This window comes from Micromonospora marincola, assembly GCF_056150385.1.
The window spans coordinates 74,146-100,015 of the sequence record NZ_JAXCFT010000017.1 but is presented as its reverse complement, the minus strand read 5'-3'; the positions used below and the strand labels follow the sequence as shown (position 1 = coordinate 100,015).

The following is a 25,870-nucleotide window of genomic DNA, read 5'->3' as shown; positions in this document are numbered from 1 at the left end:
CACAAGCCCCCGGGTGCGATATACGTTAGAGGTGGCAGGGAGTGTGATCTCCCTGCCTTTCCTGTTGTCACAGGTGGAAGCACAGCGCCGACCGGCGGGGCGCGGGTCCGGCCGCACCGCCGAATTGTGGCACTCCTGACCGTGGCCCGGCGGCATGGCCGGCACGCCGCCGGGGCAAGAACAACGCGGAGAGCCGAGACGGTGAGGGGGACTCAGGCGATGACCGGCGCTGGCACCGACCCGCGGACACGTGCCGACGTGTTCGCCGTCGACGGTGAGATCGGCCCGGACCTGGCCCGGCTCGACTGGTCGGCCCACCCGCTGGGGCAACCGGGCGACTGGCCGCAGAGCCTGCGGACCGCGGTACGCATCCTGCTGTCCTCCCGCTTCCCCATGTGGATGGCCTGGGGACCCGAGCTGACCTTCTTCTGCAACGCCGCCTACCGGCGCGACACGCTGGGCCGCAAGTATCCGTGGGCGCTGGGCCGGCCGGCGAACGAGGTGTGGGCGGAGATCTGGGACGACATCGGACCGCGCATCGACACCGTGCTGCGCACCGGCGAGGCGACCTGGGACGAGGGGCTGCTGCTGTTCCTGGAGCGCTCCGGCTACCGCGAGGAGACCTACCACACGTTCTCCTACAGCCCGCTCCGCGACGACGACGGCGCCCTGGTCGGGATGCTCTGCGTGGTGAGCGAGGAGACCGAGCGGGTCATCGGCGAACGGCGGATGGCCACGCTGCGCGACCTCGGCTCGGACCCGAGCGTGATCCGCACCGAGCAGGAGACGCTCGCCTTCGCCGGCCGCCAGTTGGGGCGTAACCCGCAGGACCTGCCGTTCACGCTGACGTACCTCTTCGGCGAGGACGGCGACGCGCGGTTGGTGGAGGCGACGGGTTTCACGGCCGACCATCCCGCGGCGCCGGCGGCGCTGTCGCCCGGCGACCCCGACGCGGTGTGGCCGGTCCGGGCCCTGGCCGAGGGGGAGTCGGTGCGGGTGCCGCTCGACGGCGGCCCGTTCGCCGGCCTGCCGGCGGGCGACTGGCCGGACCCGCCGGCCGAGGCGCTGCTGGTGCCGCTGCGCCAGCAGGGCGGCACGCCGTACGGGTTCCTGGTGGCGGGGCTCAACCGCTACCGGACCCTCGACGACGGATACCGCGGGTTCGTGGAGCTGACCGCCGGGCACGTGGCGACCGGGATCGCCTCCGCCCGCAGCTACCAGGCCCAGCAGCGGCGGGCCGAGGAACTCGCCGAGCTGGACCGGGCCAAGACCGCGTTCTTCTCCAACATCAGCCACGAGTTCCGCACCCCGCTGACGCTGATCATGGGCCCGGTGGACGAACTGCGCGGCCGGCTGCGGGACGCCGACGGGCCGGTCCGCGAGGAGCTGGAGGTCATCCGCCGCAACGGGCTGCGCCTGGGGAAGCTTGTCAACAGCCTGCTCGACTTCTCCCGCATCGAGGCCGGCCGGATGCAGGCCCGCTACCAACCGGTGGACCTGGCCGCGGTGACCGCGGACCTGACAAGCGTCTTCCGCTCCGCGATCGAGCGCGCCGGCCTGGCCTTCGAGGTCGACTGCCCGCCCCTGCCCCAGCCGGTGCACATCGACCCGGCGATGTGGGAGAAGGTGGTGCTCAACCTGCTCAGCAACGCGTTGAAGTTCACCTTCGACGGCAGCGTGCGGGTGGCGCTGCGCGCCGAGGGCGGGCAGGCCGTGCTGCGGGTCGCCGACACCGGCATCGGCGTCGCCGAGGAGGAGATGCCCCGGTTGTTCGAGCGGTTCCACCGGATCGAGAAGGCCCGGTCCCGGTCCGACGAGGGCAGCGGGATCGGCCTGGCGCTGGTCAAGGAGCTGATCGGCCTGCACGGCGGCACCATCGGCGCGGTCAGCACGCCCGGTCGCGGCACGGAGTTCACGGTCCGGCTGCCGTTCGGCGCCGCCCACCTGCCCGACGACGCCATCGACCCGGCCGACCCGGGCCGCCCGCCGGTCTCCGCCGAGCCGTTCGTGCAGGAGGCGCTTCGCTGGCTGCCCGACGACCCGACCTCCGAGGTGGTACCGGAGGACCCCGCACCTGTCGACGGGCCGACGCCGGCCATGCCCGGGCAGGTGCCCGCCCGGGTGCTGGTCGCCGACGACAACGCCGACATGCGGGAATACCTCACCCGCCTGCTGCGCTCCGCCGGCCACCGGGTGCAGGCCGTGGCGGACGGGCAGGCGGCGCTTGACGCCGCCCGCACCCACACGCCCGACCTGGTGGTAAGCGACGTGATGATGCCCCGGCTCGACGGCCTGCAACTGGTCGCCGCGCTGCGCGCCGACACCCGCACGGCCGGCACGCCGGTGCTGCTGCTGTCCGCCCGCGCCGGGCAGGAGGCCTCGATCGAGGGGCTGGAGGCCGGCGCCGACGACTATCTGGTCAAGCCGTTCCCGGCCGCCGAGCTGCTGGCCCGGGTGCGGGCGAACGTGGAGCTGGCCCGGCTGCGCAACCACCACGCCCGCTGGCGCACCGCGCTCGTCGACTCGTTGCAGGAGGCGTTCTTCGTCTGCGACTCCGACGGCTCGGTCGTCGAGATCAACGCGGCGTTCACCGACATCCTCGGCTACGGCCCCGAGGGGCTGCCGTACGGGCCGGTGCAGCCGTGGTGGCCGGACCCGGAGGCCGAGCCCGAGGCGCACCGTCAGGTGTCCGCCGCGTTCTCGGCGCTGCTCGGCCAGAGCCAGGGCACCTACACCGTGCCGGTGACGCACCGCAACGGGCACCGGCTCTGGATCGCGGCCTCGTTCAACCAGGTCGACGACCCGGACACCGGGCGCCGGGTGATCGTGGGGACGTTCCGCGACGTGACCGCCGAGCACTACGCCGTGCGGCGCGAAACCGCGCTGGCCGGGGTGAGCGTGCGCCTGTCCCAGGCGGAGGACCTGGCCGACGCCCTGCACGGGGTGCTGGACGAGATGCGCGAGCTGTGGCGGGCCACCGCCGTGGTGACCGCCGTCTTCGGTGACTCCGCCGTGCCCGAGGTCCTCGCGACCGACCCGGCGCTGCGCTGGGAGTCGCTGCCCGACGGGCGCCGGCAGGCGCTGCTCGCGCTGCGGGACACGCCGCCGCTGACGCCGGTGGCGACCCGGGCGCACGGCGCCGGCATCGCGGTGGAGCACCCGCACGGCGCGATGGCGCTCTGGATCGACCTGGGCGAGAAGCGGCCCTTCACCGAGCAGGACCAGACGCTGCTGGCGCTTCTCGCCGGTCACCTCGGTCCGGGCCTGCACCGCGTGCACCAGATCGACCAGCAGCGCGAGACCGCGCTGGCGCTGCAACGGGCGATCCTCGGCCCGTCCCAACTACCGGCCGGCTTCGCCGTGCGCTACTCCCCCGCCACGCTGCCGCTCAAGGTCGGCGGCGACTGGTACGACACCGTCGAGCTGCCCGACGGACGGATCGGCATCGTGGTCGGCGACTGTGTCGGCCACGGCCTCCAGGCCGCCACCGTGATGGGACAGTTGCGCAGCGCCTGCCGGGCGCTGCTGCTCCAGGACGCCAGCCCCGCCCCGACGCTGATGGCCCTGGACCGGTTCGCCGCCCTGCTTCCGGGCGCGCAGTGCGCCACCGTCTTCTGCGGTGTCCTCGACCCGGTCACCGGGCTGCTGCGCTACTCCAGCGCCGGGCACCCACCGGCCATCGTGGTGCACGCCGACGGCACGCCCCAGTTCCTCGACCAGGGCCGCTCCCGACCGCTGGCGGTGCGGACCGGGCGGGAACGCCCGGAGGCCGAGGCGGTCGTGCCGGCCCGGGCCACGCTCATGCTCTACACCGACGGTCTCGTCGAGCGCCGCCGCCAGCCGCTGACCGCCGGCATCGACCGGGTCACCGCCGCGATCCAGGAGGGCCGGGGCATCCCGGTCGAGGCCCTGGCCACCGACGTGATGGAGCGGCTCACCCCGGACGGCGGGTACGACGACGACGTGGCCCTGCTCCTCTACCGCCATCCGGGTCCGCTGGAGCTGGACTTTCCCGCCGAGTCGACCCGCCTGGCCGAGGTCCGCACCGCGCTGCGCGGGTGGCTGGACCGGTGCGGGCTGGCGCCCGCCTACTCCTACAACGTGCTGGTGGCCGCCGGTGAGGCGTGCGCCAACGCGATCGAGCACGGCCACCGGGACAGCCCCGGCGGCCGGATCCGGCTCCGTGCCGCCGCCACCGCCGACGCGCTGCGGCTCAGCGTGACCGACAGCGGGCACTGGCGGGAGCAGAACCGTCCCGCCGACCCGAGTCGCGGTCGAGGTCTGGTGCTCATGCGTGCTCTCATGGACAGCATCACCGTGACGCCGGGAGCCACCGGCACGACCGTCGACATGCAGGCAAGGATCATCCGATGAGCACGGCCCTGACGCTCACCACGAGCAGCGGTTCCGACGGCGCGCGCGTACTGACCGCGGTCGGCGAGATCGACCTGAGCAACGCGGCTTCCTTCGCCGCCGCGCTCGACGACGCCGTACGGCCCGACGGCGACCCCCTCGTGGTTGACCTGACCGAGGTGGAATACCTGGACAGCGCCGGCCTGGCCGTGCTGTTCCCGCACGCCGAGCGCATCGCGCTCGTCGCCAGCCCGCTGCTGGAGCCCCTGCTCACCATCTCCGGGCTCGCGGACATGACCACGGTGCGAAGTCGCTGACGCCTCGACGCGACCGATTCTCTGGCTTTTAGGGCCATCGATGTTAACGTTAACCTCGGTGACCTCCCCTCTCGCAGATACATAAGATGTATGCGGCAGGGTTGCGCGCAGCTCATCATTGACGTTACATGCCGGAAACGCTTAACGTCTGATGTCTGAGGCCCACCACCGTGTTCCGGAGGGATCGCCATGTCCCGTCCCCACCTCACCCGCCGGTCGGTTCTGACCGCCCTCGGCGCGAGCGGCGCCGCGATCGCCGCCGGCGGCGTCCTCCGCCCCGGGCCCGTCGCCGCCGCCATCCCCGGCCCGTCCTCCTACGCCGAGACCTGGGCGTCGGTCGGCCAGCACCCGGCCGCGCCGGAGTGGTTCCAGGACGCCAAGTTCGGCGTCTACTTCCACTGGGGCGTGTTCAGCGTCCCGGCGTACGCCAACGAGTGGTACCCGCGCAACATGTACAACAACGGCTCGAACGAGAACAACCACCACCGGTCCGTCTACGGCGACCCGTCGGCCTGGCCCTACCACAACTTCATCAACGGAGCCCGGGACAAGGCCGGCAACCTCGTCCAGTTCGCTCCGAAGCTCCGCTCCGCCGGCGGCGCCTTCGACCCGGGCGAGTGGGCCCAGTTGTTCGCCGACGCCGGCGCGCGCTTCGCCGGGCCGGTGGCCGAGCACCACGACGGCTTCTCCATGTGGAACAGCCAGGTCAACGAGTGGAACTCGGTGGCCCGCGGCCCCCGGCTGGACCTGCTCCGCCTGCACACCGACGCGATCCGGGCCCGTGGCCTCAAGGTCATGGTCGCCATGCACCACGCGTACAACTTCACCGGGTTCTACCAGTGGGTGCCGCAGCAGTCCGACGCGAGCCTGCGCAAGCTCTACGGCCAGCTCGGCACCGCCGCGCAGGAACAGCTCTGGTACGACAAGCTGCGCGAGGTCATCGACCAGGCCCAGCCGGACATGATCTGGCAGGACTTCAACCTCACCCGGATCAGCGAGGCGCAGCGGCTGAGGTTCCTGGCCTACTACTACAACCGGGCCGTGGCGTGGGACAAGGAGGTCGTCGCCACCTACAAGGACGGCCTGGACCTCGGCGGCACGGTCTTCGACTACGAGCGCGGCGGTCCCGCCGCCCTGCGCCAGCCCTACTGGCTCACCGACGACAGCATCAGCAGCTCCAGTTGGTGCTACACGGTGGGCATCGGCTACTACTCGCTCAACCAGATGCTGCACTCGCTGCTCGACCGGGTGAGCAAGAACGGCAACATGGTGCTCAACATCGCGCCGATGGCCGACGGCACCATCCCCGCCGGGCAGCGCACCGTCCTGCTCGGCATCGGCGACTACCTGCGGCGCTTCGGCGAGTCCGTCTACGCCACCCGGGCCTGGACCACGTACGGCGAGGGTCCGACCCAGATGGGCGGCGGATCGTTCAGCACGCCGCGGGCCGGCACCGCACAGGACATCCGGTTCACCCGCAGCAAGGACAACCGGGTGCTGTACGCCACGGTCCTCGGCTGGCCGGGCAGCGCGGTCACCATCACCACGCTCGCGTCGAACCGGATCGACCTCAGCAGCCTGGCCGGCGTGCAACTGCTGGGTTCCACCGCCGGCAGCTACGTCAACCTGCCGACCCGTACCCAGGACACCGGCGGCCTGCGGGTCACCCTGCCCTCGGCCGGCGCGCCGTTCAGCGCGCCCGCGTACGTGCTCAAGCTGACCTTCAACGGCCCGATCCCGGAGCTGGGCGGCGGCACGACCACCTGGCGGCGGATCACCAACGTGACGAACGGGCTGGCGCTCGACAGCGGCGGCAACGTCGCCTCCGGGTCCGCGCTCAAGCAGTGGAGCTGGGACGGCAGCACCAACCTCCAGACCTGGGCACCGGATACCACCGGATCGTCAACCGGACCAACGGCATGGTCGTCGACGGCTTCGGCCGGACCGGCAACGGCGTCGCCGCCGCGCAGGCGCCGTGGAACGGCGGCAACAACCAACAGTGGCAGCTCACCGACCAGGGCAACGGGCGGTACCGGATCGCCAACCGGGCGACCGGCCTGGTCCTCGACGGTGGCGGCCAGGTCGCCTCCGGCTCCCCGGTCAAGCAGTGGACCTGGGACGGCAGCACCAACCTGCAGTGGACGATCACCGCCGTCTGAACCACCGTGACGACTCCCCCGGACGATGGAGGAAGCACCATGACCCGTAGGGCTCTCCTGAGCGCGGGACTGACACTGATGCTCGGCGCGTCGGTCGTGTCCGCCGCCGGCTGCGGTGACGGCACGGCCGGTGGCGGATCGGACGACTCCCGTCCCCTCGTCGGCGTCGACTACCCGCGTTCCGACACCGACTTCTGGAACTCGTACATCAGATACGTGCCGCAGTTCGCGGACGAGCTGAAGGTCGAGCTGAAGACCACCAACTCGCAGAACGACATCGCGAACCTCATCTCGAACGCCCAGACGTTCATGAGCCAGGGCGTCAAGGGCGTGGTGATGGCGCCGCAGGACACCGCCGCCATCGCGCCGACGCTGAGCCAGCTCGACAGCAAGAAGATCCCGGTGGTCACCATCGACACCCGGCCGGACACCGGCAGGGTCTTCATGGTCGTCCGCGCCGACAATCGCGCCTACGGCACCCGGGCCTGCCAGTTCCTCGGCGCCAAGCTCGGCGGCAAGGGAAAGGTCGTGATGCTCCAGGGCGGCCTCGACTCGATCAACGGCCGGGACCGCACCGAGGCGTTCGGTGAGTGCATGCGTAAGGACTTCCCGGGCATCACCGTGTTCGGCGAGGCCACCGACTGGAAGGCCGACGTGGCCGCGACGAAGTTGCAGACCCGGTTCGCCTCCGACCCGGACGTCAAGGGCGTCTACATGCAGTCCTCGTTCGCGTTGTCGGGCACGCTCCAGATCCTCAAGCAGCGGGGCCTCCAGGTGCCACCGACCGACCCGAAGCACGTCTTCGTCGTCTCCAACGACGGCATCCCGGAGGAGCTGACGAACATCGGCAAGGGGCTGATCGACGCCACCGTCAGCCAGCCGGCCGACCTGTACGCGAAGTACGGGCTGGAGTACGTGCGGGCGGCGATCGAGGGCAAGACGTTCCAGCCCGGCCCCACCGACCACGACAGCACCATCATCCAGGTCCGGGACGGGCTGCTGGAGGACCAACTCCCGGCGCCGCTCGTGACGCTCGACGGCGCGCCGGTCGGGGGTCAGCCCACGCTGAAGTTCGACGACCGGTCGCTGTGGGGCAACCAGGCATGAGCGCCGACCCGCGAACTCTCGACGACGGGCCGGTGGGCGAGCGCCGGCCCGTCGTCGAGGCGGTGCGCATCACCAAGCGCTTCGGCTCGACTGTCGCCCTGTCCGACGCGGGCATCGTGGTCCGGCCCGGTGAGACGCACGCGCTCGTCGGCCGCAACGGGGCCGGCAAGTCGACGCTCGTCGGCATCCTCACCGGGTTGCAGGCCCCGGACGGCGGGGCGGTGGCGTTCGACGGTCGCCCGGCGCCGCCGCTCGGTGACCGCGACGCCTGGCGTCGGCGGGTGGCCTGCGTCTACCAGAAGTCCACGATCATCCCCACGCTCACCGTGGCGGAGAACCTGTTCCTCAACCGGCACGCGCGGGGTCGGGGCGGGCTGATCCGCTGGTCGCGCCTGCGCCGGGAGGCGGAGCGGACGCTTGCCGCGTGGTCGGTCGAGGTGGACGTCCGCCAGCCTGCCTCGACGCTCTCGGTGGAGCAACGGCAGTTCGTGGAGATCGCCCGGGCGCTGTCGTTCGGCGCCCGGTTCATCATCCTCGACGAGCCGACCGCCCAGCTCGACGCCGCGGGCATCAGCCGGCTGTTCGCCCGGATCCGGGACCTGCGTGCCCAGGGGGTGACGTTCCTGTTCATCAGCCACCATCTCCAGGAGATCTACGACATCTGCGACCAGGTGACGGTCTTCCGCGACGCCCGGCACATCGTCACCGCGCCGGTCGCCGAGCTGAGCCGGCCGGCGCTTGTGGCGGCCATGACCGGCGAGGACGTGACGCTGCCCCGGGCGGACCACCGGCCGCTGCCGGCCGGCGCGCCGGTGCGGCTGTCGGTGCGCGACCTGGTCACCACCTCCGGCGCCGAGCTGTCGGTGGAGGCCCGGGCCGGCGAGGTGGTCGGTCTCGCCGGTGGCGGTGGCAGCGGCAAGGTCGAGGCCGCCGAGGCGATCGTCGGGCTGGCCCGGCGCGCGGGCGGGACGGTGAGCGTCGACGGGCGCGCGGTGCGGCCGGGCAGTGTGCCCGACGCCCTCGCCGCCGGGGTCGGGCTGGTGCCGCAGGACCGGCACCGGGAGGGTCTGGTGCCGTCGCTGTCCATCGCGGAGAACGTCACCATGACCGTGCCGGACCGTATCTCCCGGCGTGGGCTGATCTCCCCCGAGCGACGCGACGCCCTGGCCCGCCGGACCATCGCCGACCTGACGGTCAAAGCGAGCGGTCCGCACGTCCCGGTCGCCGACCTGTCCGGCGGCAACCAGCAGAAGGTGGTCATGGGCCGGGCCCTGGCCAGCGATCCGAAGGTGCTTGTCCTCATCACCCCGACCGCCGGTGTCGACGTGCGGTCCAAGCAGACGCTGCTCGGGGTGGTGGAGGACGTGCGCCGGCGCGGCGCGGCCGTGCTCGTCGTCTCCGACGAACTCGACGACCTGCGGATCTGCGATCGCGTGCTTGTCATGTTCCAGGGCCGGGTGGTCGGCGAGCTGGCGCACGACTGGAGCGACAACGATCTGGTAGCCGCCATGGAAGGGGTGGACCTCCACCATGTCTGAGACGCTGTCCGCCGCCACGCCGTCCTCGGCCGCGCCACCGCCGGCGACGCCACCGGCGCCCTCGTCGCGGAGCCTGGCCCTCGCCCGACTCCGCGACCTGGCCCTGGTGCCGGCGATCGTCGCGGTCGCGATCGTCGGGTCGATCGTCAGTCCGGTCTTCCTCAGCCCCGACAACATCATCAACGTGCTGCAGAGCATGTCGGAGATCGCGATCGTGGTCCTCGCCCAGACCATCGTGCTGATCGCCGGCAAGATGGACCTGTCGTTGGAGTCCACCTTCGGCCTCGCCCCGGGCATCGCGGCCTGGTTGACCGTCGACCCCGCGCTCACCCGGGGGCTCGGGCTGGACCTGCTGCCCGGCGCCTGGGCGGTGCCCGTGGTCCTGCTCGTCGGCGCGCTTGTCGGCGCGTTCAACGGGCTGCTCATCGTGCGCTTCGGGCTGAACGGGTTCATCGTCACGCTCGGGATGCTCATCGTCCTGCGCGGCCTGCTCACCGGCATCTCCGGCGGACAGACCTTCTTCGCGCTGCCCGAGTCGATGACATACCTCGGCTCCACAAGCTGGCTCGGGGTGCCGGCGTCCATCTGGGTGTCGCTGCTGCTCTTCGCCGCCGGGGTGGTCGTCCTCGGCTTCACCCGCGCCGGTCGGGCGCTCTACGCGATCGGCGGCAACACCGACGCGGCCCGGGCCGCGGGCATCCGGACCGACCGGGTGCTGTGGATCGCCCTGATCGTCGCGAGCGTCCTCGCCGCGCTGGCCGGGCTGCTGATCAGCGGTCGGCTCGCGGCGGTGCCGGCCGCCCAGGGCAGCGGCGCGATCTTCCAGGTCTTCGCCGCCGCGGTGATCGGCGGCGTCAGTCTCAACGGCGGCCGGGGCAGCGTCTTCGGCGCCTTCACAGGTGTCCTGCTGCTCTTCATGATCATAAATGTGCTGACCCTGGCCGGGGTGCCCGCGCAGTGGACCAACTTCCTCAACGGCACCGTCATCCTGGTGGCCCTGGTGGTCTCCCGCATCACCGGTGGCAAAGCACAGACCTGAGACCGTTCGATCCCCAGGAGACCCGTTGAGCGAGCGCATCACGTCCGTAGAAGCCATCGACGTACGGTTCCCGACGTCCCGCCAGCGCGACGGGTCGGACGCGATGAACCCCTTCCCCGACTACTCGGCCGCCTACCTGCTCCTGCACACCTCGGCCGGGACCGAGGGGCACGGCCTGGTGTTCACCGTCGGGCGGGGCACCGAACTCGTGGTCGCGGCGCTGCGGTCGCTGGCGCCCATGGTGGTCGGTGAGCCGGTCGACCGGCTCCTCGCCGACCCGGGCGCGCTCGCCCGCCGGCTCGTCGGCGACAGCCAGATGCGCTGGCTGGGTCCGGAGAAGGGGGTCGTGCACATGGCCGCCGGCGGCCTGGTCAACGCGGTCTGGGATCTCGCCGCCCGGCGCGCCGGCAAGCCACTGTGGCGGCTGCTCGCCGACCTCACCCCGGAACAGGTGGTGGCGCAGGTCGACTTCCGCTACCTGCGCGACGCCCTCACCGAGGACGACGCGCTGGGGCTGCTCCGGGCCGCCCGGGACGGACGCGCCGAGCGGGAGCGCCGGCTGCTGTCCGAGGGCTACCCGGCCTACACCACCACGCCGGGCTGGCTCGGTTACGACGACGACAAGCTCGCCCGGCTCTGCAAGGAGGCGGTCGACGCCGGATTCCGCCTGATCAAGCTCAAGGTCGGCGCCGACCTCGGCGAGGACGTCCGCCGCCTGGGCATCGCCCGGCAGGCCGTCGGGCCGGACGTCCGCATCGCCGTCGACGCGAACCAGGTCTGGGGCGTGCCAGAGGCGATCCGGTGGATGCGCGCGCTCGCGCCGTTCGACCCGTACTGGATCGAGGAGCCGACCTCGCCCGACGACGTGCTCGGGCACGCCGCCGTCCGCGCCGCCCTGGCCCCGGTGAAGGTCGCCACCGGCGAGCACGCGCACAACGCGGTGATGTTCAAGCAGTTGTTGCAGGCCGGCGCCGTAGACGTGGTGCAGATCGACGCCTGCCGGGTCGCCGGCGTCAACGAGAACCTGGCGATCCTGCTGCTCGCCGCGAAGTTCGGGGTGCCGGTCTGCCCGCACGCCGGCGGGGTGGGGCTGTGCGAGCTGGTGCAGCACCTGGCCATGTTCGACTTCCTCGTGCTCAGCGGCAGCACCGAGAACCGGGCCATCGAGTACGTCGACCACCTGCACGAGCACTTCACCGACCCGGTGGTCGTCCGGGACGGCCACTACCACGCGCCCCGCGCGCCGGGCATGAGCGCGGAGATGGTCCCCGCGTCGCGGGCCGCGTACCGGTTCCCCGACGGAGCGCGGTGGGCCCCGGCGAGGGCGGCCCGGACGTGATCATCGACGCGCACCACCACCTGTGGCGGCCGGAACACGGGTACGACTGGCTCGACGCGCCCGGGCTGGACGCCATCCGCCGTCCGTTCACCCCGGCGGACCTGACCGCCGAGCTGAACGCGTCCGCCGTGGACGGCACCGTGCTTGTCGAGGGCGGCCGGTGCCATCGCGACGAGGCGCCCGAGTTCCTCGGGTACGCCGCCGACACGCCGCCGATCCTGGGCGTGGTGGCCTGGCTCGACGTCGCGGCCGACGACGTCACGGCCACCATCGCGCGCTACCGGGCGCTGCGCGGGGGCGAGTTCCTCGTCGGCGTGCGCTCCCAGGTGCAGGGCAAGGCCGATCCGGACTATCTGGACCGCGCCGACGTGCTGCGGGGTCTCGCCGAGGTCGCCGCCGCCGACCTCGCGTTCGACCTGGTGATCCGCGCCGACCAGCTACCGGCGGCGGCCCGGGCCGCGCACGCGGTCCCCGAGCTACGCCTCGTGCTCGACCATCTCGGCAAGCCCCGGATCGACCAGGGCGAGGCGGGGCTGCGGATCTGGCGCGGCCCGCTCGCCGCGCTCGCCGCCAACGCCAACGTCACAGGCAAGCTGTCCGGGCTGGTCACCGAGGCCACGCCGGGCTGGTCACCGGCCGACCTGGCGCCCTTCGTCGACGTCGCGGTGGCGGAATTCGGCCCGGATCGTCTGATGTTTGGGTCGGACTGGCCGGTCTGCCTGTTGCGGTCCGACTATCCGGGGGTGCGCCGGGCGTTGGAGAGCGCGCTGCCGCCGCTGCCGACGCGGCACCGGCAGGAGATCTTCGCCGGCACCGCCGTGCGCACCTACCGCCTGGCCGAACGCCGGGAGCCACCCGCGTGACCCCGGCCGCCGGACCTCACTCGGCCGCCGCCTTGGCCGCCAGCACCGTACGCAACCACGCCTCCGAGGTGTTCACATGCATCAGCGCGCTGGCCTGGGCGAGCAGTTGGTCCCGCGACCGCAGGGCGAGGTAGATCGCGTGGTGCTCGTCGATTGTCGTGTGCGCGGCGTTGGCCTCGATCAGACCGCGCCACACCCGGGCCCGCAGGGTGCGGCCGGACAAACCGTCCAGCAGCGAGGTGAGCGTCTCGTTGCCTGTCGACGCCACGACGGTGTGGTGGAAGGCGGTGTCGAAGGTGATCAGCTTCTCGGCGTCGCCGGCCGCCGCGCGCATGTCCTCCAGGATCCGGGCCAGCTCGTCGAGCCCGGCGTCGGTCATCCGCAGCGCCGCCATCCCGGTCGCCACCGGCTCCAGCATCCGGCGCACCTCCATGACCTCCAGCAGCGTGTCGTCGCGCAACAGCTCCACCGCGACGCCGAGGCCCTCCAGCAGCAGCCGGGGAGCGAGGCTCGTCACGTACGTCCCGTCGCCGCGGCGCACGTCGAGCACCCGGGCCGACTCGAGCACCTTGACCGCTTCCCGCACGCCGCTGCGCGACAGGCCCATCTGCGCCGCCAACTGCGGCTCCGGTGGCAGCCGGGCGCCCGGTGGCAGCTCACCGCTGGAGATCATGCCGCGGATCCTCGCGATCGCGTCGTCGGTAAGTGCCATCCACGCCCCTTCCGGACCGGCTCGCCGTGCGCGGTCGCCCCGACCTCGCCCGGGGTGGCGAGCCTCGGCGACCCACCCCACTATAGAGACGTCGGATCTCTGATCCGGTCGTGGCCGAAGGGAGCGTGATCGGCGTGCGATACCGCCCGCTCGGCCGGACCGGCCTGGACGTGTCGATGCTCGGCTACGGCGCCTCACCCCTCGGTGGGGTCTACGGCCGGATCGACGAGCAGGACGGCATCCGCGCCGTCCGCACCGCACTCGACCTGGGCGTGAACATCATCGACGTGTCGCCCTACTATGGCGCCACGGTCGCCGAGACGGTGCTCGGCCGGGCGCTGCGTGGCGTCGACAGGTCCGGCTACGTCCTGGCCACGAAGGTCGGCCGGTACGGCGACGCGGCGTTCGACTTCTCCGCCGCGCGCGTCACGGCGAGTGTCGAGGAGAGCCTGGACCGGCTCGGCACCGACCACCTCGACCTGATCCAGTGCCACGACATCGAGTTCGGCGACCTCGACCAGATCATCGCCGAGACGCTGCCCGTGCTGGAGAAGCTGCGCGAGGAGGGGAAGGTCCGCTTCCTCGGCGTCACCGGCTATCCGCTTACCGCGCTCACCCGGGTCGCCGCGGCGACGCCTGTGGACACCGTGCTGTCCTACTGCCGCTACACGCTGCTGGACCGCGCGTTGGCCGACAGCGCGCCCGGGTTCGCCGCCCTCGGCACGGCGGTGATGAACGCGTCGCCACTGGCCATGGGGCTGCTCTCGCGGCGGGGCGCGCCCGACTGGCACCCGGCGCCGCCTCCGGTGCGGCGGGCCGCCGCGGCGGCGGCCGAGCTGTGCGCCCGCCGGGGCGTCGACATCGCCCAGGTGGCGCTCAGCTTCGCCGCCGCGCCGCTCGCGTTCGCCACCACCTTCGTCGGCACCGCGAGCGCCGAAAACATGGCCCGCAACGTGCGCTGGGCGCTCACCGAGACCGACCCCGACCTGCTCGGCGAGATCGAGACGCTGCTGGCGCCGGTGCTCGGCCACGCCTGGAGCAGCGGCCGGGACGAGAACAACCCAGAAGGGCGTGACGTGCGACGACCAGGCGACACCGAGGAGGCGGCGTGAACCGCAGCGCGCACTACGTCGGCGAGCGGAGCTTCGTCGTCGAGAACACCCCGTCGGTGCCGCCCGGCCCCGGCCAGGTGCGCATCGCGGTCGCGTACACCGGGATCTGCGGCACCGACCTGCACATCGCGCACGGCGCGATGGACAAGCGGGTCCGCGTGCCGGCGGTGCTCGGCCACGAGATGTCCGGCCGGATCGCCGAGCTCGGGCCGGGCGTGGACGCGCACCGGGTGGGCGACCCGGTGACCGTGATGCCGCTGGAATGGTGCGGGCAGTGCCCGGCCTGCCGCGCCGGACATCCCCACGTCTGTCACCGGCTCACTTTCGTCGGCGTCGACTCGCCCGGCGCGATGCAGCGCTCCTGGACGGTCCCGGAGCGCATCGTGGTGCCGCTGCCGGCGGACCTGCCCCTGCCGCGCGCCGCGCTCGTGGAGCCGACCGCGGTGGCCGTGCACGATGTCCGCCGCTCCCGACTCGCCGCCGGTGAGCACGCGGTCGTCATCGGCGCCGGGCCGGTGGGGCTGCTCATCGGCGCGGTCGCCCGGGGCACCGGCGCCACGGTGACGGTCCTGGAGATCGACCCGGACCGGCGTGCGCTCGCCGCCGACCTCGGGCTCACCACGCTTGACCCGGCGGCGGTCGACGTGCCGGAGGCGATCCGGGAGGCGACCGGCGGCGCGGGGGCCGACGTGGTGTTCGAGGTGTCCGGCTCGGACGCCGGGGTACGCCTCGCCACCGACCTGCTGGCGGTGCGCGGACGCCTGGTGGTGGTGGCGATCCACCCCACCCCGCGGCAGGTGGACCTGCACCGGGTCTTCTGGCGCGAGCTGGAGTTGATCGGCGTGCGGGTGTACGAGCCCGACGACTACGCCGAGGCGGTCCGTCTGGTGCACGGCGGCCAGGTGCCCGCCGACCGGCTCATCTCCCGGATCGTGCCGCTTGACGAGGTGTCGCGGGCGTTCGAGGCGCTTGCCGCCGGCGGCGACGTGAAGGTGCTCGTCGACTGTGGAGGGGGCGCGTGAACCCGTTCGATCTCAGCGGCCGGGTGGCGGTGGTCACCGGAAGCCGGCGCGGCATCGGCCTGGCCATGGCGGAGGCCCTGGCCGCGGCCGGCGCCGACGTGGTCGGGGTGAGCGCCGCGCTGGAGGAGACCGGCAGCGCGGTGGCCGAGCGGGTGGCGGCGCACGGGCGGGAGTTCGTGCCCCGCCGCGCGGACCTGTCCGACCGGGCCGCCGTCCGTGAGCTGGCTGGTTGGCTGCTCGCACGCGGCCCGGTCGACATCCTGGTCAACAACGCCGGCACGATCCGCCGCGCGCCCGCGGCCGAGCACTCCGACGACGACTGGGACCACGTGCTGGAGGTCGACCTGTCCGCGCCGTTCGTGCTGGCCCGGGAGATCGGCCGGGACATGGTCCGGCGCGGCTCCGGCAAGATCATATTCACCGCGTCGATGCTCAGTTTCCAGGGCGGGGTGACCGTGCCCGGTTACGCCGCGGCGAAGTCCGGCATCGCCGGGCTGACCCGGGCGCTTGCGAACGAGTGGGCGCCGCACGGGGTGAACGTCAACGCGATCGCGCCCGGCTACATCGCCACCGACAACACCCGCGCGCTGCGCGAGCAGCCGGAACGCAACCGGGCGATCCTGGACCGGATCCCGGCCGGACGCTGGGGGCGGCCCGAGGACCTGGGCGGCGTCACCGTCTTCCTCGCCTCCGACGCGGCGGCCTACGTGCACGGCGCGGTCATCCCGGTCGACGGCGCCTGGCTGGCCCGCTGACCCCGGTGGCCGGGACCTGCGCGGTGGCGGCGCGGCGGTAGCGTGTCGCCCGTGAACGGGGCAGGGGTGGGTGGGACGTCGGGATCCGGCCGGCGGCGACTGGGCGGTGTCGCGGCGACGGTCGCGCTGGTGCTTCTCGGGTGCGGGGTGCACCGCGACGACGATCTGGCGAGGGACAACGCGCCGGTGTCGGACGCCGCGCGGCCCACCGACCCGACGACGGACGCGGCGGAGCGCCTCAACCAGGCGCTCGGACACCGTGACCGGATCCGGGACGCCGCGTCGATCGCCGCCACCGAGGTCGTGACGGATGTCGCGACGCCGCCGCCGGGTGCCGACCCGGCCGTCCGGCAGGAGGCCCTGGCCTGGTCGGGTCGCGTCTACGCGGACGAACTGGCCACCATCGACGTCCGGTTCGTGTCCCTCGGTGAAGGGCCGACGGCCGGGCCCGGCGAGAGCAGCCCACCCGCCGGCCGGACCACCCGCTGCTACCGCTACGAACTGCGGCTCTACCGCTACACCACCTACCGGGAGATCGACTGCCCGCCCGGGGCCGCTCCTCCGCCGCCGAGCGCCGCGCCGGTGCCGGCGCTGCCGGCGGACGGACGCAGGCGGCTCACGACGGTGCTGCGCACCGCCACCCCGGCGACGCTTGCGGGCGCGGTGCGAGCGGCGTTCCCGCAGGAGTGGATCACCGTGGACACGGTCACCCACGAGGGCGCGCTTGTCGCCGCCGTGGGCGTCCCGCCGGAACGGCAGTGCCTCCTGCTGGTGCGGACGCCGGCCGGAAAGATCGAGGAGCCGGGGTACGACCGGATCTGGCTGGAGCCGGGCGAGATGGGCTGCAAGACCGGCCTGTACGTCGCGCCGCCGCGCTGACTGTCACGGTGGCGGTGACGGACCTGTCCCTCCTGGCCGAGATCGGGGCCGCCCGAGCCCGGCTCGACGAGCAGGAGCTGGAGCTGATCGACCGGGCCCGGCACGACGGCGCCACCTGGGCGGAGATCGCCGGCGCGCTGGGGCTGAGCAGCCGCCAGGCCGCCGAGCAACGCCGGCAGCGTCTCGTGGCGGCCCGCCGTTCGCGGCTGGGGCGACTCGACCGGGCCTGGTCGGCAGAGGTGGTGGCGTTGCGGGCCGCCGTGACCGACCTCGACCGGTGGATCGCGGCGGACCGGGCGTGGGACCGCCGGTTCCGCCGGGCGGCACTTGTGCGCGGCACCACCGCGTCGGCCCTCGACGCCGCCCCCGGGCCGCTGTTCGCGCTTGCCGCGTACCTCGTCGGTGACCTGGCCGAGGTCGGACCGCGACTGCCGGCGCCCGCCCGCGACGCCGCTCGACGGATCGCGGCCACCCTGTCAACAAACGATTGACGTGAGCCATCAGCATTGCTTCGGCCGCACTCAAGAATTGAGGATGTGAGTCTTCCCCGCTCAACCGTGGAGGACCCATGCGCCGCAACGCCGCGCTGTTCGTCACCATCTCGCTGCTCTCCGGCCTCGGCAGCAGCGCCATGGCGCTTGTCGCCGGCATCTGGGTGCTGGACCTCACCGGTTCCACCGGGCTGGCCGCGCTCGCCGGGCTCTGCGTCTACGCGCCGGTGCTTGCCGGTCCGTGGCTCGGCGGGCTGCTGGACCGGGCGCCCCGACGCCCGCTCGTCATCGCCGTCAACCTCGCGCTGGCCGCCGCCCTGCTCTGCCTGCTCGCGGTCCGCGGTCCGGGCGAGACCTGGCTGATCTACGCCGTCTCGCTCGCGTACGGCGTCAGCTACGTGGTGATCGACGCCGGCGAGACCGCGCTGCTGCCGGCGGCGCTGTCCCCGGCGCGACTCGCCGACGTCAACGGCTGGCGGTCCAGCGCGCAGGAGGGCATGAAGCTTGTCGCGCCGCTGGCCGGGGCGGGCCTCTACGCCTGGCGGGGCGGGCATTCGGTCGCCGTGCTCAGCGCCGCCATGCCGATGCTTGTCGCAGTGCTCTACGCCGCGCTGCGGCTGCCGGCCACCGGCGCGGCCACGGTCGACGGGCAGACGCCGGCCGGCCCGGCGACGCCCCGCCCACACGGCCTCCGGGCCGGGCTCGCCGTCATCCTGCGCCGGCGCGCGGTAGGCGTACCCGTGGCGCTGGCGGCGGTGTCGATCGCGATGTCCGGCTTCACCACCGCGGCGCTCTACGCCGTGGTGGTGACGGAACTGGCCCTGCCCTCGACGTTCCTCGGTGTGCTCGCCGGCGCGCAGGGCGGCGGCTCGGTGCTCGCCGGACTTGTCGCCGGCCGGCTCGTCGGCCGTTGGGGGGCCACCGCCGTCGGTGTCGCCGGCACGGTGCTGTTCGCCGTCGGCTGCCTGGGCCGCTGCCTGCCCTGGTGGCCGGCCACGGTGGCCGCCTCGGCGGTGATCGGGGTCGGCCTGCCGTGGACGCTCGTCGCCGCCGTCACCGCGGTGCAGACGCACACGCCGCCGGCGACGCTCGGGCGGGTGTCGGGAACCGCGAACACGGTGATGTTCGGGCCGATCGTGGCGGCCATCCCGCTGGGCTCGGTGGCCGTGCAGACCGGCGGCCGGCCACCGCTCGTCGCCGCCGCCGTGACGTGTCTGTCCGCCGCGCTTGTGGCAGTCGTCGGACGCCGCCCGGTGGGACAAGTGCCGGCCCGGCTCCGGGCGCGGGCGGAGTCATGACCTCGGGTGCACGGCGCGGCCCGTCCCCACCGGAGGAGGACGGGCCGCGCCGCCGGCCGCTACCGCCAGGTGTCGGTGTTGGCGCGGGTGCCGCCGGCCGGGGTGGTGAAGGCCCGGTTCGCGCCGGACTCCCAGGTAACCGAGCCGTCCGGGTTCTTCTTCACGTACTTGTACTCGACCGCGGTGTTCGGCGGCAGGTCGACCGTGGCCCGCCAGATCGGGTAGGTGGCCGGGGAGAGCGCGACCGCGTTCGCCGCGTTCCACCCGCCGAGCGCCGCGATGTCGCCGACCACGAACACGTTCTGGCCGTACGTGGTGGTCGCGGTGACGGCGAACGAGGTGGCCACCGTCGTCGAGACGGTGTCGCCGCGGAACGTCCCGGTCACCGCGTACGTGCCGGCGGCAGGCGTGGTGAAGCTGCGGTTCGCGCCGGACTCCCAGGTGACCGCCCCACCCGTGGTGATCTTGACGAGCTTGTACTCGACCGCCGTCGACCGGGGCAGGTCGACCGTGGCGCGGTAGACGCCACCGCCCTGCGCGGCGAGCCTGACCCCGTTGGCCGGCGTCCACGAACCCAGCTCGGGGACGCTGCCGACGACGTACACGTCCTGGCCGGCGGCCGGGGTCGCGCTCATGGTGAACGTGGTGGCGACCCGATCGGTGGGGCTGGTGGTCGGGCCGGCCGTCGGCGAGGCCGTCGCGGACGCGGTCGGCGACGGGTTCGTGCCCGGCCGGGCGTTGACGTGCACCGCGACGGCGCCGTTCGCCGGAATGGTGACGGTGGCCCGGCCGCCGGAGACGGTCACCGTGGCGCCGGCGCAACCGCCGGCGGTGGCGCTGCCCGCGATGACGTCGCAGTACCTGCCGTCGGCCAGCCCGGTGGCGAACGTGGCGGTGGCGGCGGAAGCGGAGTCGTTGATGCCGATCCAGGCCCGGTCGCCCCGGTGGAAGCCGATCACGTTGCTGTTCACGGTGGTGAAGTCCGAGACGGTCCGCACCGGCCGGGCCGCGTTGGCCCAGCCGACCATGCCCTTGATGCCGGCGCTGCGGGTCAGGCAGTTCCAGGCGGCGCCGCAGACCGTGTCGGTGACCCGCCCGGAACTGTCGCTCGGCGGGGACTGGTTCCGGTTCGACCAGGTGAAACTGTCGTAGACCGACGGCTTGCCGTGCGGGTAGGCCAACGCGAAGTAATTGGCGAGCACGTAGTCGGCGCCGTTCTGGTAGGACAGCACCACGCCGTCGCGTTCCAGGTCGTGGTTGGTGACCATGGCGAAGACGTTGGCGCTCGGCGCGTCGAGGTTCCAGTTCGGCACGTTCGCAAGCGTGGAGATGGAGCCGAGGAACGCCGAGCGGATGCCCTTGGCGTACCCGAAGTCGAGCACGTCGCCGTTGCCGACGTACGCCCGGGCCTGCAACGCCGGGTTGCTCGCGCCGTCGAAGATCTCCTGGGCGACGTACGGGCGGCGGCCCTCGGCGACGGTGTTGTTCAGCTTGCCGAGGATCGCCGCGAAGTCGTCCTTCCGGACGTGCTTGACCGCGTCGACCCGGAAGCCGTCGACCCCGAGGCCGATCAGGTCGTTCAGGTAGCCGGCGATCCTGGTGCGGACGGCGTCCTTCTCGGTGTAGAGGTCGGACAGGGAGAGCAGCTCACAGCTTGTCACCTGGGCCTCGTTGTTCCAGTCACTGATGCCGCCGCCGGTCGGGCAGTTGTCCCCCGGTCGGTGGAAGTCCCCGCTGCCGTAGGGCACCGCCGGGTAGCTGTAGCCGGTGAACTCGGAGCCGGCGTAGCCGCGCGTGCCGGCCGGGTTGTTGGTGCCGGCCATGTGGTTGACCACCGCGTCGACGTAGACCCGCACCCCGGCGGCGTGGCAGGCGGTGACCATGGCCGCGAACTGCTGCCGGTTGCCGAACCGGCTGTCCAGCCTGTACGACACCGGCTGGTACACCTCGTACCAGGGGTGCGCGCCGTCGGGGCTGTTCGGCAGGCTCACCGACTCCTGCGGCGGGGCCACCTGCACCGCGCCGTATCCGGCGGGGCCGAGGTGGTCGGTGCACGCGGTGGCGATCGACGTCCAGTTCCATTCCCAGAGGTTGGCGGTCACCTCGCTGTCGTTCAGGACGGTGGCGGCGCGGGCGGGGGTGGCGGTGGTGGCAGCGGCGACGACGGCCGTCCCGCCGGCCGCGACGAGCGCGGCGGCGAGCAGCAGGCGAACGGCGCGGCCACGGGGGTGTGGCCTGACGGGTTCCATGGCAGAGGGACCTCTTCCGCTTTCGAAAGGGCTCACGGGGGAAGGACGGCCGTCCAGGTGCGACCACGATGCGGCATCCATGAAAGTCTTTGCAATACCTTGCGGCAAACTTTATGAAGCTTGCAAGCAACACCCCCACCCGCCGTCCCCGCACTCTTTCCGTGAATCTGCACGGAGGTCAGCCGGAGAAGGGGGTGACCATGAAGTTGACGCCGCCTACGGAGATCAACGCCGCCGTCAACCTCATGATCGCTCCCCGGCGGCGTCGGCGGCGGGCCGTCAGTCAGGTGACCGTCGCGGCGGTGAGGAAGAACGTCACCGCGTAGGTGAACCGGCGCGTGGCGACGGCCTCGTCGAACTGGTCTTCGAACGCACGGGCGTCGGCCGGGTCGAGTGCTCCGCGTCGCGCGGCGGTGGCGGCCCAACTGCGGAGGCCGAGCACGTTGTCGACGGCGGTCGGGTCCCGCAACAGCAGCGTCCGGGGCTCGACGGCGACGTCGACCAGGCCGTGCCCGGCGAGAAGACCGGCATGCTGATGGGCCAGGGTGCCGTTGCGCAGGAGGACGTCGGCCCGGAACCTCAGCACGCGCCGCGCCAGCCCCTGGTCGGCGATGTCGAGCGCCTGGGTGTCGTAGTCCGGGTCCGCGAGGACGATACGGCCACCCGGCCGGACCACCCGGATGAGTTCCCCGATGGCGGCGTGGGGATCGGCGAGGTGTTGCAGCGTGCGATCGGCCCATGCCCCGTCGAAGGCGCCGGCGGGAAACGGCAGGTGATGGGCGTCGGCGACGGCGCATCGGGTCAGGCCGCGAGCCCGGATGGCGGCAGCCATGGTCCGCGCGTGGTCGACGGTCACGACGCTTACCTCGTGTTCGTCCGTCAGGGCGGCTGCGCCTGCCCCGGTGCCGGCGCCGACATCGAGGTAGCGACCGCCGGGGGCGGGGTGGAGCAACTCCCGGACCCGCCGCTGATACGACCGGTAGAAGGGCTCCTCGGTGAGACGGTCGAGCACACCGACCCAGGCGTCCGGGGTCGGCTGGCGGTCGACGTCGGTGAACCCGTGCACGAGCGAAATCCTATTGGCTGCCCGGCCGGCTTCCCGCATGATCGGCTCGTGGACACGTACCTGGAGACCGAACGCCTGATCCTGCGCCGTTTCACGGCCGACGACGCGGACCTGCTGATCGAGCTGGACAGCGACCCGGCGGTGATGCGCTACCTGACCGGCGGCGAGCCGACCGCGCCGGAGACCATCCGCGAACGTTACCTCCCGAGCATCCTCACCGGCTACCAGAAGTGGCGCGGCGACCTCGGGGTGTTCGCCGCGCACGAGAAGAACGGCGGCCCGTTCATCGGCTGGTTCATCCTGCGCCCCGCGCCGCAGGGCCCGCTGGACGAGGTCGAACTGGGCTACCGGCTGCGGCAGGCGGCCTGGGGCAACGGCTATGCCACCGAGGGCTCGCGGGCGCTGCTGGGCAAGGCGTTCACGACGCTCGGTGTGCGCGTGGTCTGGGCGGAGACGATGGCGGTGAACCACGGTTCGCGCCATGTCATGGAGAAGCTCGGCATGACGCTCGTGGCCACCATTCCCCATCCCCCGGACCTGGAGATGATCGAGGGCGCCGAGCACGGAGAAGTGCGGTACGAGATCACCAAGGATCGTTGGGAGCGGCGGTAGCCACGCGAGCCCCGGTCGGTCCGTGACGGATCGACCGGGGCTCGTCGGGTGGAACAGGTGGATCAGGACCTGTCGAACCGATCCAGCTCCATCACCTTCGTCCAGGCGGCGACGAAGTCGGTCACGAACTTCTCGCGGGCGTCGTCGCTGGCGTAGACCTCGGCCAGCGCCCGGAGCTGGGAGTTCGAGCCGAAGATGAGGTCGACCGCGGTTGCGGTCCACTTCACCGTGTCGGTGGCCAGATCGCGGATCTCGTACACGTGCTCCTCGGACTCCGACGCCTTCCACCGGGTGCCCGGGGAGAGCAGGTTGGCGAAGAAGTCGTTGGTGAGCACGCCGGGCCGGTCGGTGAGCACGCCGTGTGCCGCGCCGCCGACATTGTTGCCGAGGGCCCGCAGGCCGCCGACGAGGACGGTCATCTCCGGCGCGCTCAGGCTGAGCATGTACGCCCGGTCGACGAGCAGCACCTCCGGCTCGGTCTTCTCGCCCGGCCGCAGGTAGTTGCGGAAACCGTCGGCGCGCGGCTCCATCACCCGGAACGACTCGACGTCGGTCTGCTCCTGGCTGGCGTCGGTGCGACCCGGGTGGAACGGCACCGTCACCTCGACACCGGCGTCCCGCGCCGCCTTCTCGACCGCGGCCGAGCCGGCCAGCACGATCAGGTCGGCAAGCGAGATCTGGGCGCCGCCGCCGGCGTTGAACTCCCGCTGGATGCCCTCCAGGGTCGCCAGTACGGTGGCGAGCTGCTCGGGCTGGTTGACCTCCCAGTTGCGCTGCGGCTCCAGCCGGATCCGCGCGCCGTTGGCGCCGCCGCGCTTGTCGGTCGAGCGGAAGCTCGCGGCCGAGGCCCACGCGGTGGAGACGAGCTGGGCGATGGTGAGCCCGGAGTCGAGGACCTTCGCCTTGAGCGCGGCGATGTCGGCGTCACCGACGAGCGCGTGGTCGGCGGCCGGGACCGGGTCCTGCCAGAGCTGCGCCTCCGGCACCCACGGGCCGAGGAACCGGCTGACCGGGCCCATGTCGCGGTGCAACAGCTTGTACCACGCCTTGGCGAACGCCAGCGCGAACTCGTCCGGGTTCTCCAGGAAGCGGCGTGAGATCTTCTCGTACGCCGGGTCGACGCGCAGCGACAGGTCGGTCGTCAGCATCGTCGGCCGGTGCTTCTTCGCCGGGTCGTGCGCGTCCGGGATGATCGCCTCGGCGTCCTTGGCGACCCACTGCTTGGCCCCGCCCGGGCTGGTGGTGAGCTCCCACTCGTAGCCGAAGAGGATCTCGAAGAAGCGGTTGCTCCACTGCGTCGGCCGGTCGGTCCAGGTCACCTCGAGGCCGCTGGTGATCGTGTCACCGCCCTTGCCGGTGCCGTGCGTGCTCAGCCAGCCGAGGCCCTGCGCCTCCAGCGGGGCGCCCTCGGGCTCCGGGCCGACGTGGTTGTCGGCGATGCCGGCGCCGTGGGTCTTGCCGAACGTGTGACCGCCGGCGATGAGGGCGACGGTCTCCTCGTCGTTCATCGCCATCCGGCGGAAGGTCTCCCGGATGAAGTGCGCCGCCGCGAGCGGGTCCGCGTTGCCCCGGGGGCCCTCCGGGTTGACGTAGATGAGGCCCATCTCGGTCGCGCCGACGCCGGACGCCATCTCCTTCTCGGAGGCGTAGCGCTCGTCGCCGAGCCAGGTGTCCTCCGGGCCCCAGAAGATCTCCTCGGGCTCCCAGACGTCCTCACGGCCGAAGCCGAAACCGAAGGTCTTGAAGCCCATCGACTCCAGGGCGACGTTGCCGGCCAGCACCAGCAGGTCGGCCCAGGAGATCTTCTGGCCGTACTTCTGCTTGACCGGCCAGAGCAGCCGGCGGGCCTTGTCCAGGTTGGCGTTGTCCGGCCAGCTGTTCAGCGGGGCGAACCGCTGGCCGCCGTCGCCGGCGCCGCCGCGGCCGTCCTCGATCCGGTAGGTGCCCGCGGCGTGCCAGCTCATCCGGATCATCAGGCCGCCGTAGTGGCCGAAGTCGGCCGGCCACCAGTCCTGCGACGTGGTCAGCACCTGGGTGATGTCGCGCTTGAGGGCGTCGACGTCGAGCGTGGCGAACTCCCGGGCGTAGCTGAAGTCGGCCCCCAGCGGGTTGCCCTTGGACGAGTGGGCGTGCAGCACCGACAGGTCGAGCTGGTTGGGCCACCAGTCCCGGTTGGTGCGCGGACGGCCGCCGGTCTTCGGGGTCGGCGAGTCGATCGCCGGGTTCTCGCTCTCACTGCCCTGCGCGGTCACGGAGTCGTGCGCGACCGGGCAGCCGGCCGCCTCCTTGGCGTCCACGCCCTGGGCGCTGACGGGCCCGTTGTCCTGGGTGTCGCTCATCTGTTTCCTTCCGAACTGGCGGATCGTTGGCCGAACTGGCTGATCACTTGGCGGTGCGGTCGGTCGCGCAGTCGGGGCAGGTGCCCCAGTAGACGACCTCCGCCTCGTCGACCACGAAACCGTGGTCGTCGGCGGCGGTGAGGCACGGGGCGTGGCCGACGGCGCACTCCACGTCGGCGATCGTGCCGCACGAGCGGCACACGATGTGGTGGTGGTTGTCCCCCACCCGCGACTCGTAGCGGGCGACGGCGCCGGCCGGCTGGATGCGGCGCACCAGCCCGGCGTCGGTGAGCGCCCGGAGCACGTCGTAGACCGCCTGGTGGGAGACCGTGGGCTGATCCGCCCGGACCAGCGCGATCACGGTGTCGGTGTCGACGTGCGGATGGTCCCGCAGGGCGGCGAGCACCGCCAGGCGGGGCCGGGTCACGCGCAACGAGACCGCCCGCAACTGGGTCTCGAAGTCGGACGTCATGCGACGAACATAGTCCAGTCTTCTGGAATGAATCAAGTTTCGACCCGGGTGTGTCGGCCGGCACACGCGAAGGTGGGGGGGGGGGGGGGGGGGGGGGCCCCCCCCCCCGGGCGGGGGGGCGCGGCGCCGGACCGGGGGGGGGCCGCGC

20 protein-coding genes and 1 pseudogene are annotated in these 25,870 nt (G+C 72.6%); 16 read left to right on the top strand and 5 right to left on the bottom strand.

Translation table 11 applies throughout. From position 1 onward, the window contains the following. The first annotated feature begins 219 nt into the window (after positions 1-219). From SM450_RS26050 to SM450_RS26010, 9 genes and pseudogenes are all read left to right on the top strand, one after another. Entirely contained in the window at positions 220-4,374 is a 4,155-nt protein-coding gene (locus SM450_RS26050; protein ID WP_474622411.1) for a SpoIIE family protein phosphatase, read from the top strand. Beyond that, positions 4,371-4,670, top strand: coding sequence for an STAS domain-containing protein (locus SM450_RS26045; protein WP_474622410.1), 300 nt, complete (start codon positions 4,371-4,373; stop codon positions 4,668-4,670). The genes SM450_RS26050 and SM450_RS26045 overlap by 4 nt, the downstream gene beginning before the upstream one ends. Positions 4,671-4,859: 189 nt before the next feature. Then, positions 4,860-6,332, top strand: a pseudogene (locus tag SM450_RS26040) (alpha-L-fucosidase); the annotation flags it as partial. A gap of 257 nt (positions 6,333-6,589) precedes the next feature. Next, positions 6,590-6,829 (top strand): RICIN domain-containing protein, encoded by a 240-nt coding sequence (locus SM450_RS26035; protein WP_474622423.1) that lies wholly within the window; start codon positions 6,590-6,592, stop codon positions 6,827-6,829. 39 nt (positions 6,830-6,868) lie between these two features. Beyond that, the gene (locus SM450_RS26030; protein WP_474622409.1) at positions 6,869-7,936 is read left to right on the top strand and encodes a sugar ABC transporter substrate-binding protein; all 1,068 of its coding nucleotides are present in this window, start codon (positions 6,869-6,871) and stop codon (positions 7,934-7,936) included. Beyond that, a complete protein-coding gene (locus SM450_RS26025) occupies positions 7,933-9,474 on the top strand; it encodes a sugar ABC transporter ATP-binding protein (protein WP_474622408.1) in 1,542 nt (513 codons plus the stop codon). Before SM450_RS26030 ends, SM450_RS26025 begins: the two co-directional genes overlap by 4 nt. After that, positions 9,467-10,513, top strand: coding sequence for an ABC transporter permease (locus tag SM450_RS26020; protein WP_474622407.1), 1,047 nt, complete (start codon positions 9,467-9,469; stop codon positions 10,511-10,513). The genes SM450_RS26025 and SM450_RS26020 overlap by 8 nt, the downstream gene beginning before the upstream one ends. A gap of 25 nt (positions 10,514-10,538) precedes the next feature. Then, a complete protein-coding gene (locus SM450_RS26015) occupies positions 10,539-11,852 on the top strand; it encodes an enolase C-terminal domain-like protein (protein ID WP_474622406.1) in 1,314 nt (437 codons plus the stop codon). Continuing rightward, positions 11,822-12,715: an amidohydrolase family protein gene (locus SM450_RS26010; RefSeq protein WP_474622405.1), complete on the top strand. Its 894-nt coding sequence runs from the start codon at positions 11,822-11,824 to the stop codon at positions 12,713-12,715. The genes SM450_RS26015 and SM450_RS26010 overlap by 31 nt, the downstream gene beginning before the upstream one ends. 16 nt (positions 12,716-12,731) lie before the next feature. Here SM450_RS26010 and SM450_RS26005 read toward each other — a convergent pair whose 3' ends face one another. Continuing rightward, on the bottom strand, positions 12,732-13,427 hold the full coding sequence (locus SM450_RS26005; RefSeq protein ID WP_474622404.1) for a FadR/GntR family transcriptional regulator: 696 nt from the start codon (positions 13,425-13,427) through the stop codon (positions 12,732-12,734). A gap of 110 nt (positions 13,428-13,537) precedes the next feature. Between SM450_RS26005 and SM450_RS26000 the strand changes: the two genes are divergently transcribed. From SM450_RS26000 to SM450_RS25975, 6 genes are all read left to right on the top strand, one after another. Beyond that, positions 13,538-14,539, top strand: a complete 1,002-nt coding sequence (locus SM450_RS26000) for an aldo/keto reductase (RefSeq protein WP_474622403.1) — start codon at positions 13,538-13,540, stop codon at positions 14,537-14,539. Then, positions 14,536-15,561 (top strand): zinc-dependent alcohol dehydrogenase, encoded by a 1,026-nt coding sequence (locus tag SM450_RS25995; protein ID WP_474622402.1) that lies wholly within the window; start codon positions 14,536-14,538, stop codon positions 15,559-15,561. The genes SM450_RS26000 and SM450_RS25995 overlap by 4 nt, the downstream gene beginning before the upstream one ends. Further along, positions 15,558-16,316 (top strand): SDR family oxidoreductase, encoded by a 759-nt coding sequence (locus SM450_RS25990; RefSeq protein WP_474622401.1) that lies wholly within the window; start codon positions 15,558-15,560, stop codon positions 16,314-16,316. The genes SM450_RS25995 and SM450_RS25990 overlap by 4 nt, the downstream gene beginning before the upstream one ends. A gap of 51 nt (positions 16,317-16,367) precedes the next feature. Beyond that, complete coding sequence (locus SM450_RS25985; RefSeq protein WP_474622400.1) at positions 16,368-17,195, top strand: hypothetical protein; 828 nt, start codon at positions 16,368-16,370, stop codon at positions 17,193-17,195. A gap of 14 nt (positions 17,196-17,209) precedes the next feature. Further along, positions 17,210-17,686 (top strand): hypothetical protein, encoded by a 477-nt coding sequence (locus tag SM450_RS25980; protein WP_474622399.1) that lies wholly within the window; start codon positions 17,210-17,212, stop codon positions 17,684-17,686. A gap of 77 nt (positions 17,687-17,763) precedes the next feature. Further along, entirely contained in the window at positions 17,764-18,984 is a 1,221-nt protein-coding gene (locus SM450_RS25975) for an MFS transporter (RefSeq protein WP_474622398.1), read from the top strand. A gap of 59 nt (positions 18,985-19,043) precedes the next feature. On the opposite strand, the gene SM450_RS25970 is transcribed toward SM450_RS25975, so the two are convergent. Beyond that, positions 19,044-21,233: a carbohydrate-binding module family 20 domain-containing protein gene (locus tag SM450_RS25970; RefSeq protein ID WP_474622397.1), complete on the bottom strand. Its 2,190-nt coding sequence runs from the start codon at positions 21,231-21,233 to the stop codon at positions 19,044-19,046. Between the two features lie 283 nt (positions 21,234-21,516). Next, positions 21,517-22,299, bottom strand: a complete 783-nt coding sequence (locus SM450_RS25965) for a methyltransferase domain-containing protein (RefSeq protein WP_474622396.1) — start codon at positions 22,297-22,299, stop codon at positions 21,517-21,519. A gap of 48 nt (positions 22,300-22,347) precedes the next feature. On the opposite strand from SM450_RS25965, the gene SM450_RS25960 reads away from it, so the two are divergent. Further along, on the top strand, positions 22,348-22,911 hold the full coding sequence (locus SM450_RS25960) for a GNAT family N-acetyltransferase (RefSeq protein ID WP_474622395.1): 564 nt from the start codon (positions 22,348-22,350) through the stop codon (positions 22,909-22,911). A 62-nt stretch (positions 22,912-22,973) separates the two neighbouring features. On the opposite strand, the gene katG is transcribed toward SM450_RS25960, so the two are convergent. Together katG and SM450_RS25950 are read right to left on the bottom strand one after the other, a co-directional pair. After that, positions 22,974-25,250 (bottom strand): catalase/peroxidase HPI, encoded by a 2,277-nt coding sequence (gene katG / locus SM450_RS25955; RefSeq protein ID WP_474622394.1) that lies wholly within the window; start codon positions 25,248-25,250, stop codon positions 22,974-22,976. Positions 25,251-25,293: 43 nt separating this feature from the next. Continuing rightward, positions 25,294-25,722: a Fur family transcriptional regulator gene (locus tag SM450_RS25950; RefSeq protein ID WP_474622393.1), complete on the bottom strand. Its 429-nt coding sequence runs from the start codon at positions 25,720-25,722 to the stop codon at positions 25,294-25,296. Positions 25,723-25,870 lie beyond the last annotated feature (148 nt).

Bases quoted from the DNA above. Each gene is read 5' to 3' on its own strand.
- SM450_RS26050 (WP_474622411.1), top strand. From the start codon at position 220: ATGACCGGCGCTGGCACCGACCCGCGGACACGTGCCGACGTGTTCGCC.
- SM450_RS26045 (WP_474622410.1), top strand. From the start codon at position 4,371: ATGAGCACGGCCCTGACGCTCACCACGAGCAGCGGTTCCGACGGCGCG.
- SM450_RS26035 (WP_474622423.1), top strand. From the start codon at position 6,590: ATGGTCGTCGACGGCTTCGGCCGGACCGGCAACGGCGTCGCCGCCGCG.
- SM450_RS26030 (WP_474622409.1), top strand. From the start codon at position 6,869: ATGACCCGTAGGGCTCTCCTGAGCGCGGGACTGACACTGATGCTCGGC.
- SM450_RS26025 (WP_474622408.1), top strand. From the start codon at position 7,933: ATGAGCGCCGACCCGCGAACTCTCGACGACGGGCCGGTGGGCGAGCGC.
- SM450_RS26020 (WP_474622407.1), top strand. From the start codon at position 9,467: ATGTCTGAGACGCTGTCCGCCGCCACGCCGTCCTCGGCCGCGCCACCG.
- SM450_RS26005 (WP_474622404.1), bottom strand. From the start codon at position 13,427: ATGGCACTTACCGACGACGCGATCGCGAGGATCCGCGGCATGATCTCC.
- SM450_RS25975 (WP_474622398.1), top strand. From the start codon at position 17,764: ATGCGCCGCAACGCCGCGCTGTTCGTCACCATCTCGCTGCTCTCCGGC.
- SM450_RS25970 (WP_474622397.1), bottom strand. From the start codon at position 21,233: ATGGAACCCGTCAGGCCACACCCCCGTGGCCGCGCCGTTCGCCTGCTG.
- katG (WP_474622394.1), bottom strand. From the start codon at position 25,250: ATGAGCGACACCCAGGACAACGGGCCCGTCAGCGCCCAGGGCGTGGAC.
- SM450_RS25950 (WP_474622393.1), bottom strand. From the start codon at position 25,722: ATGACGTCCGACTTCGAGACCCAGTTGCGGGCGGTCTCGTTGCGCGTG.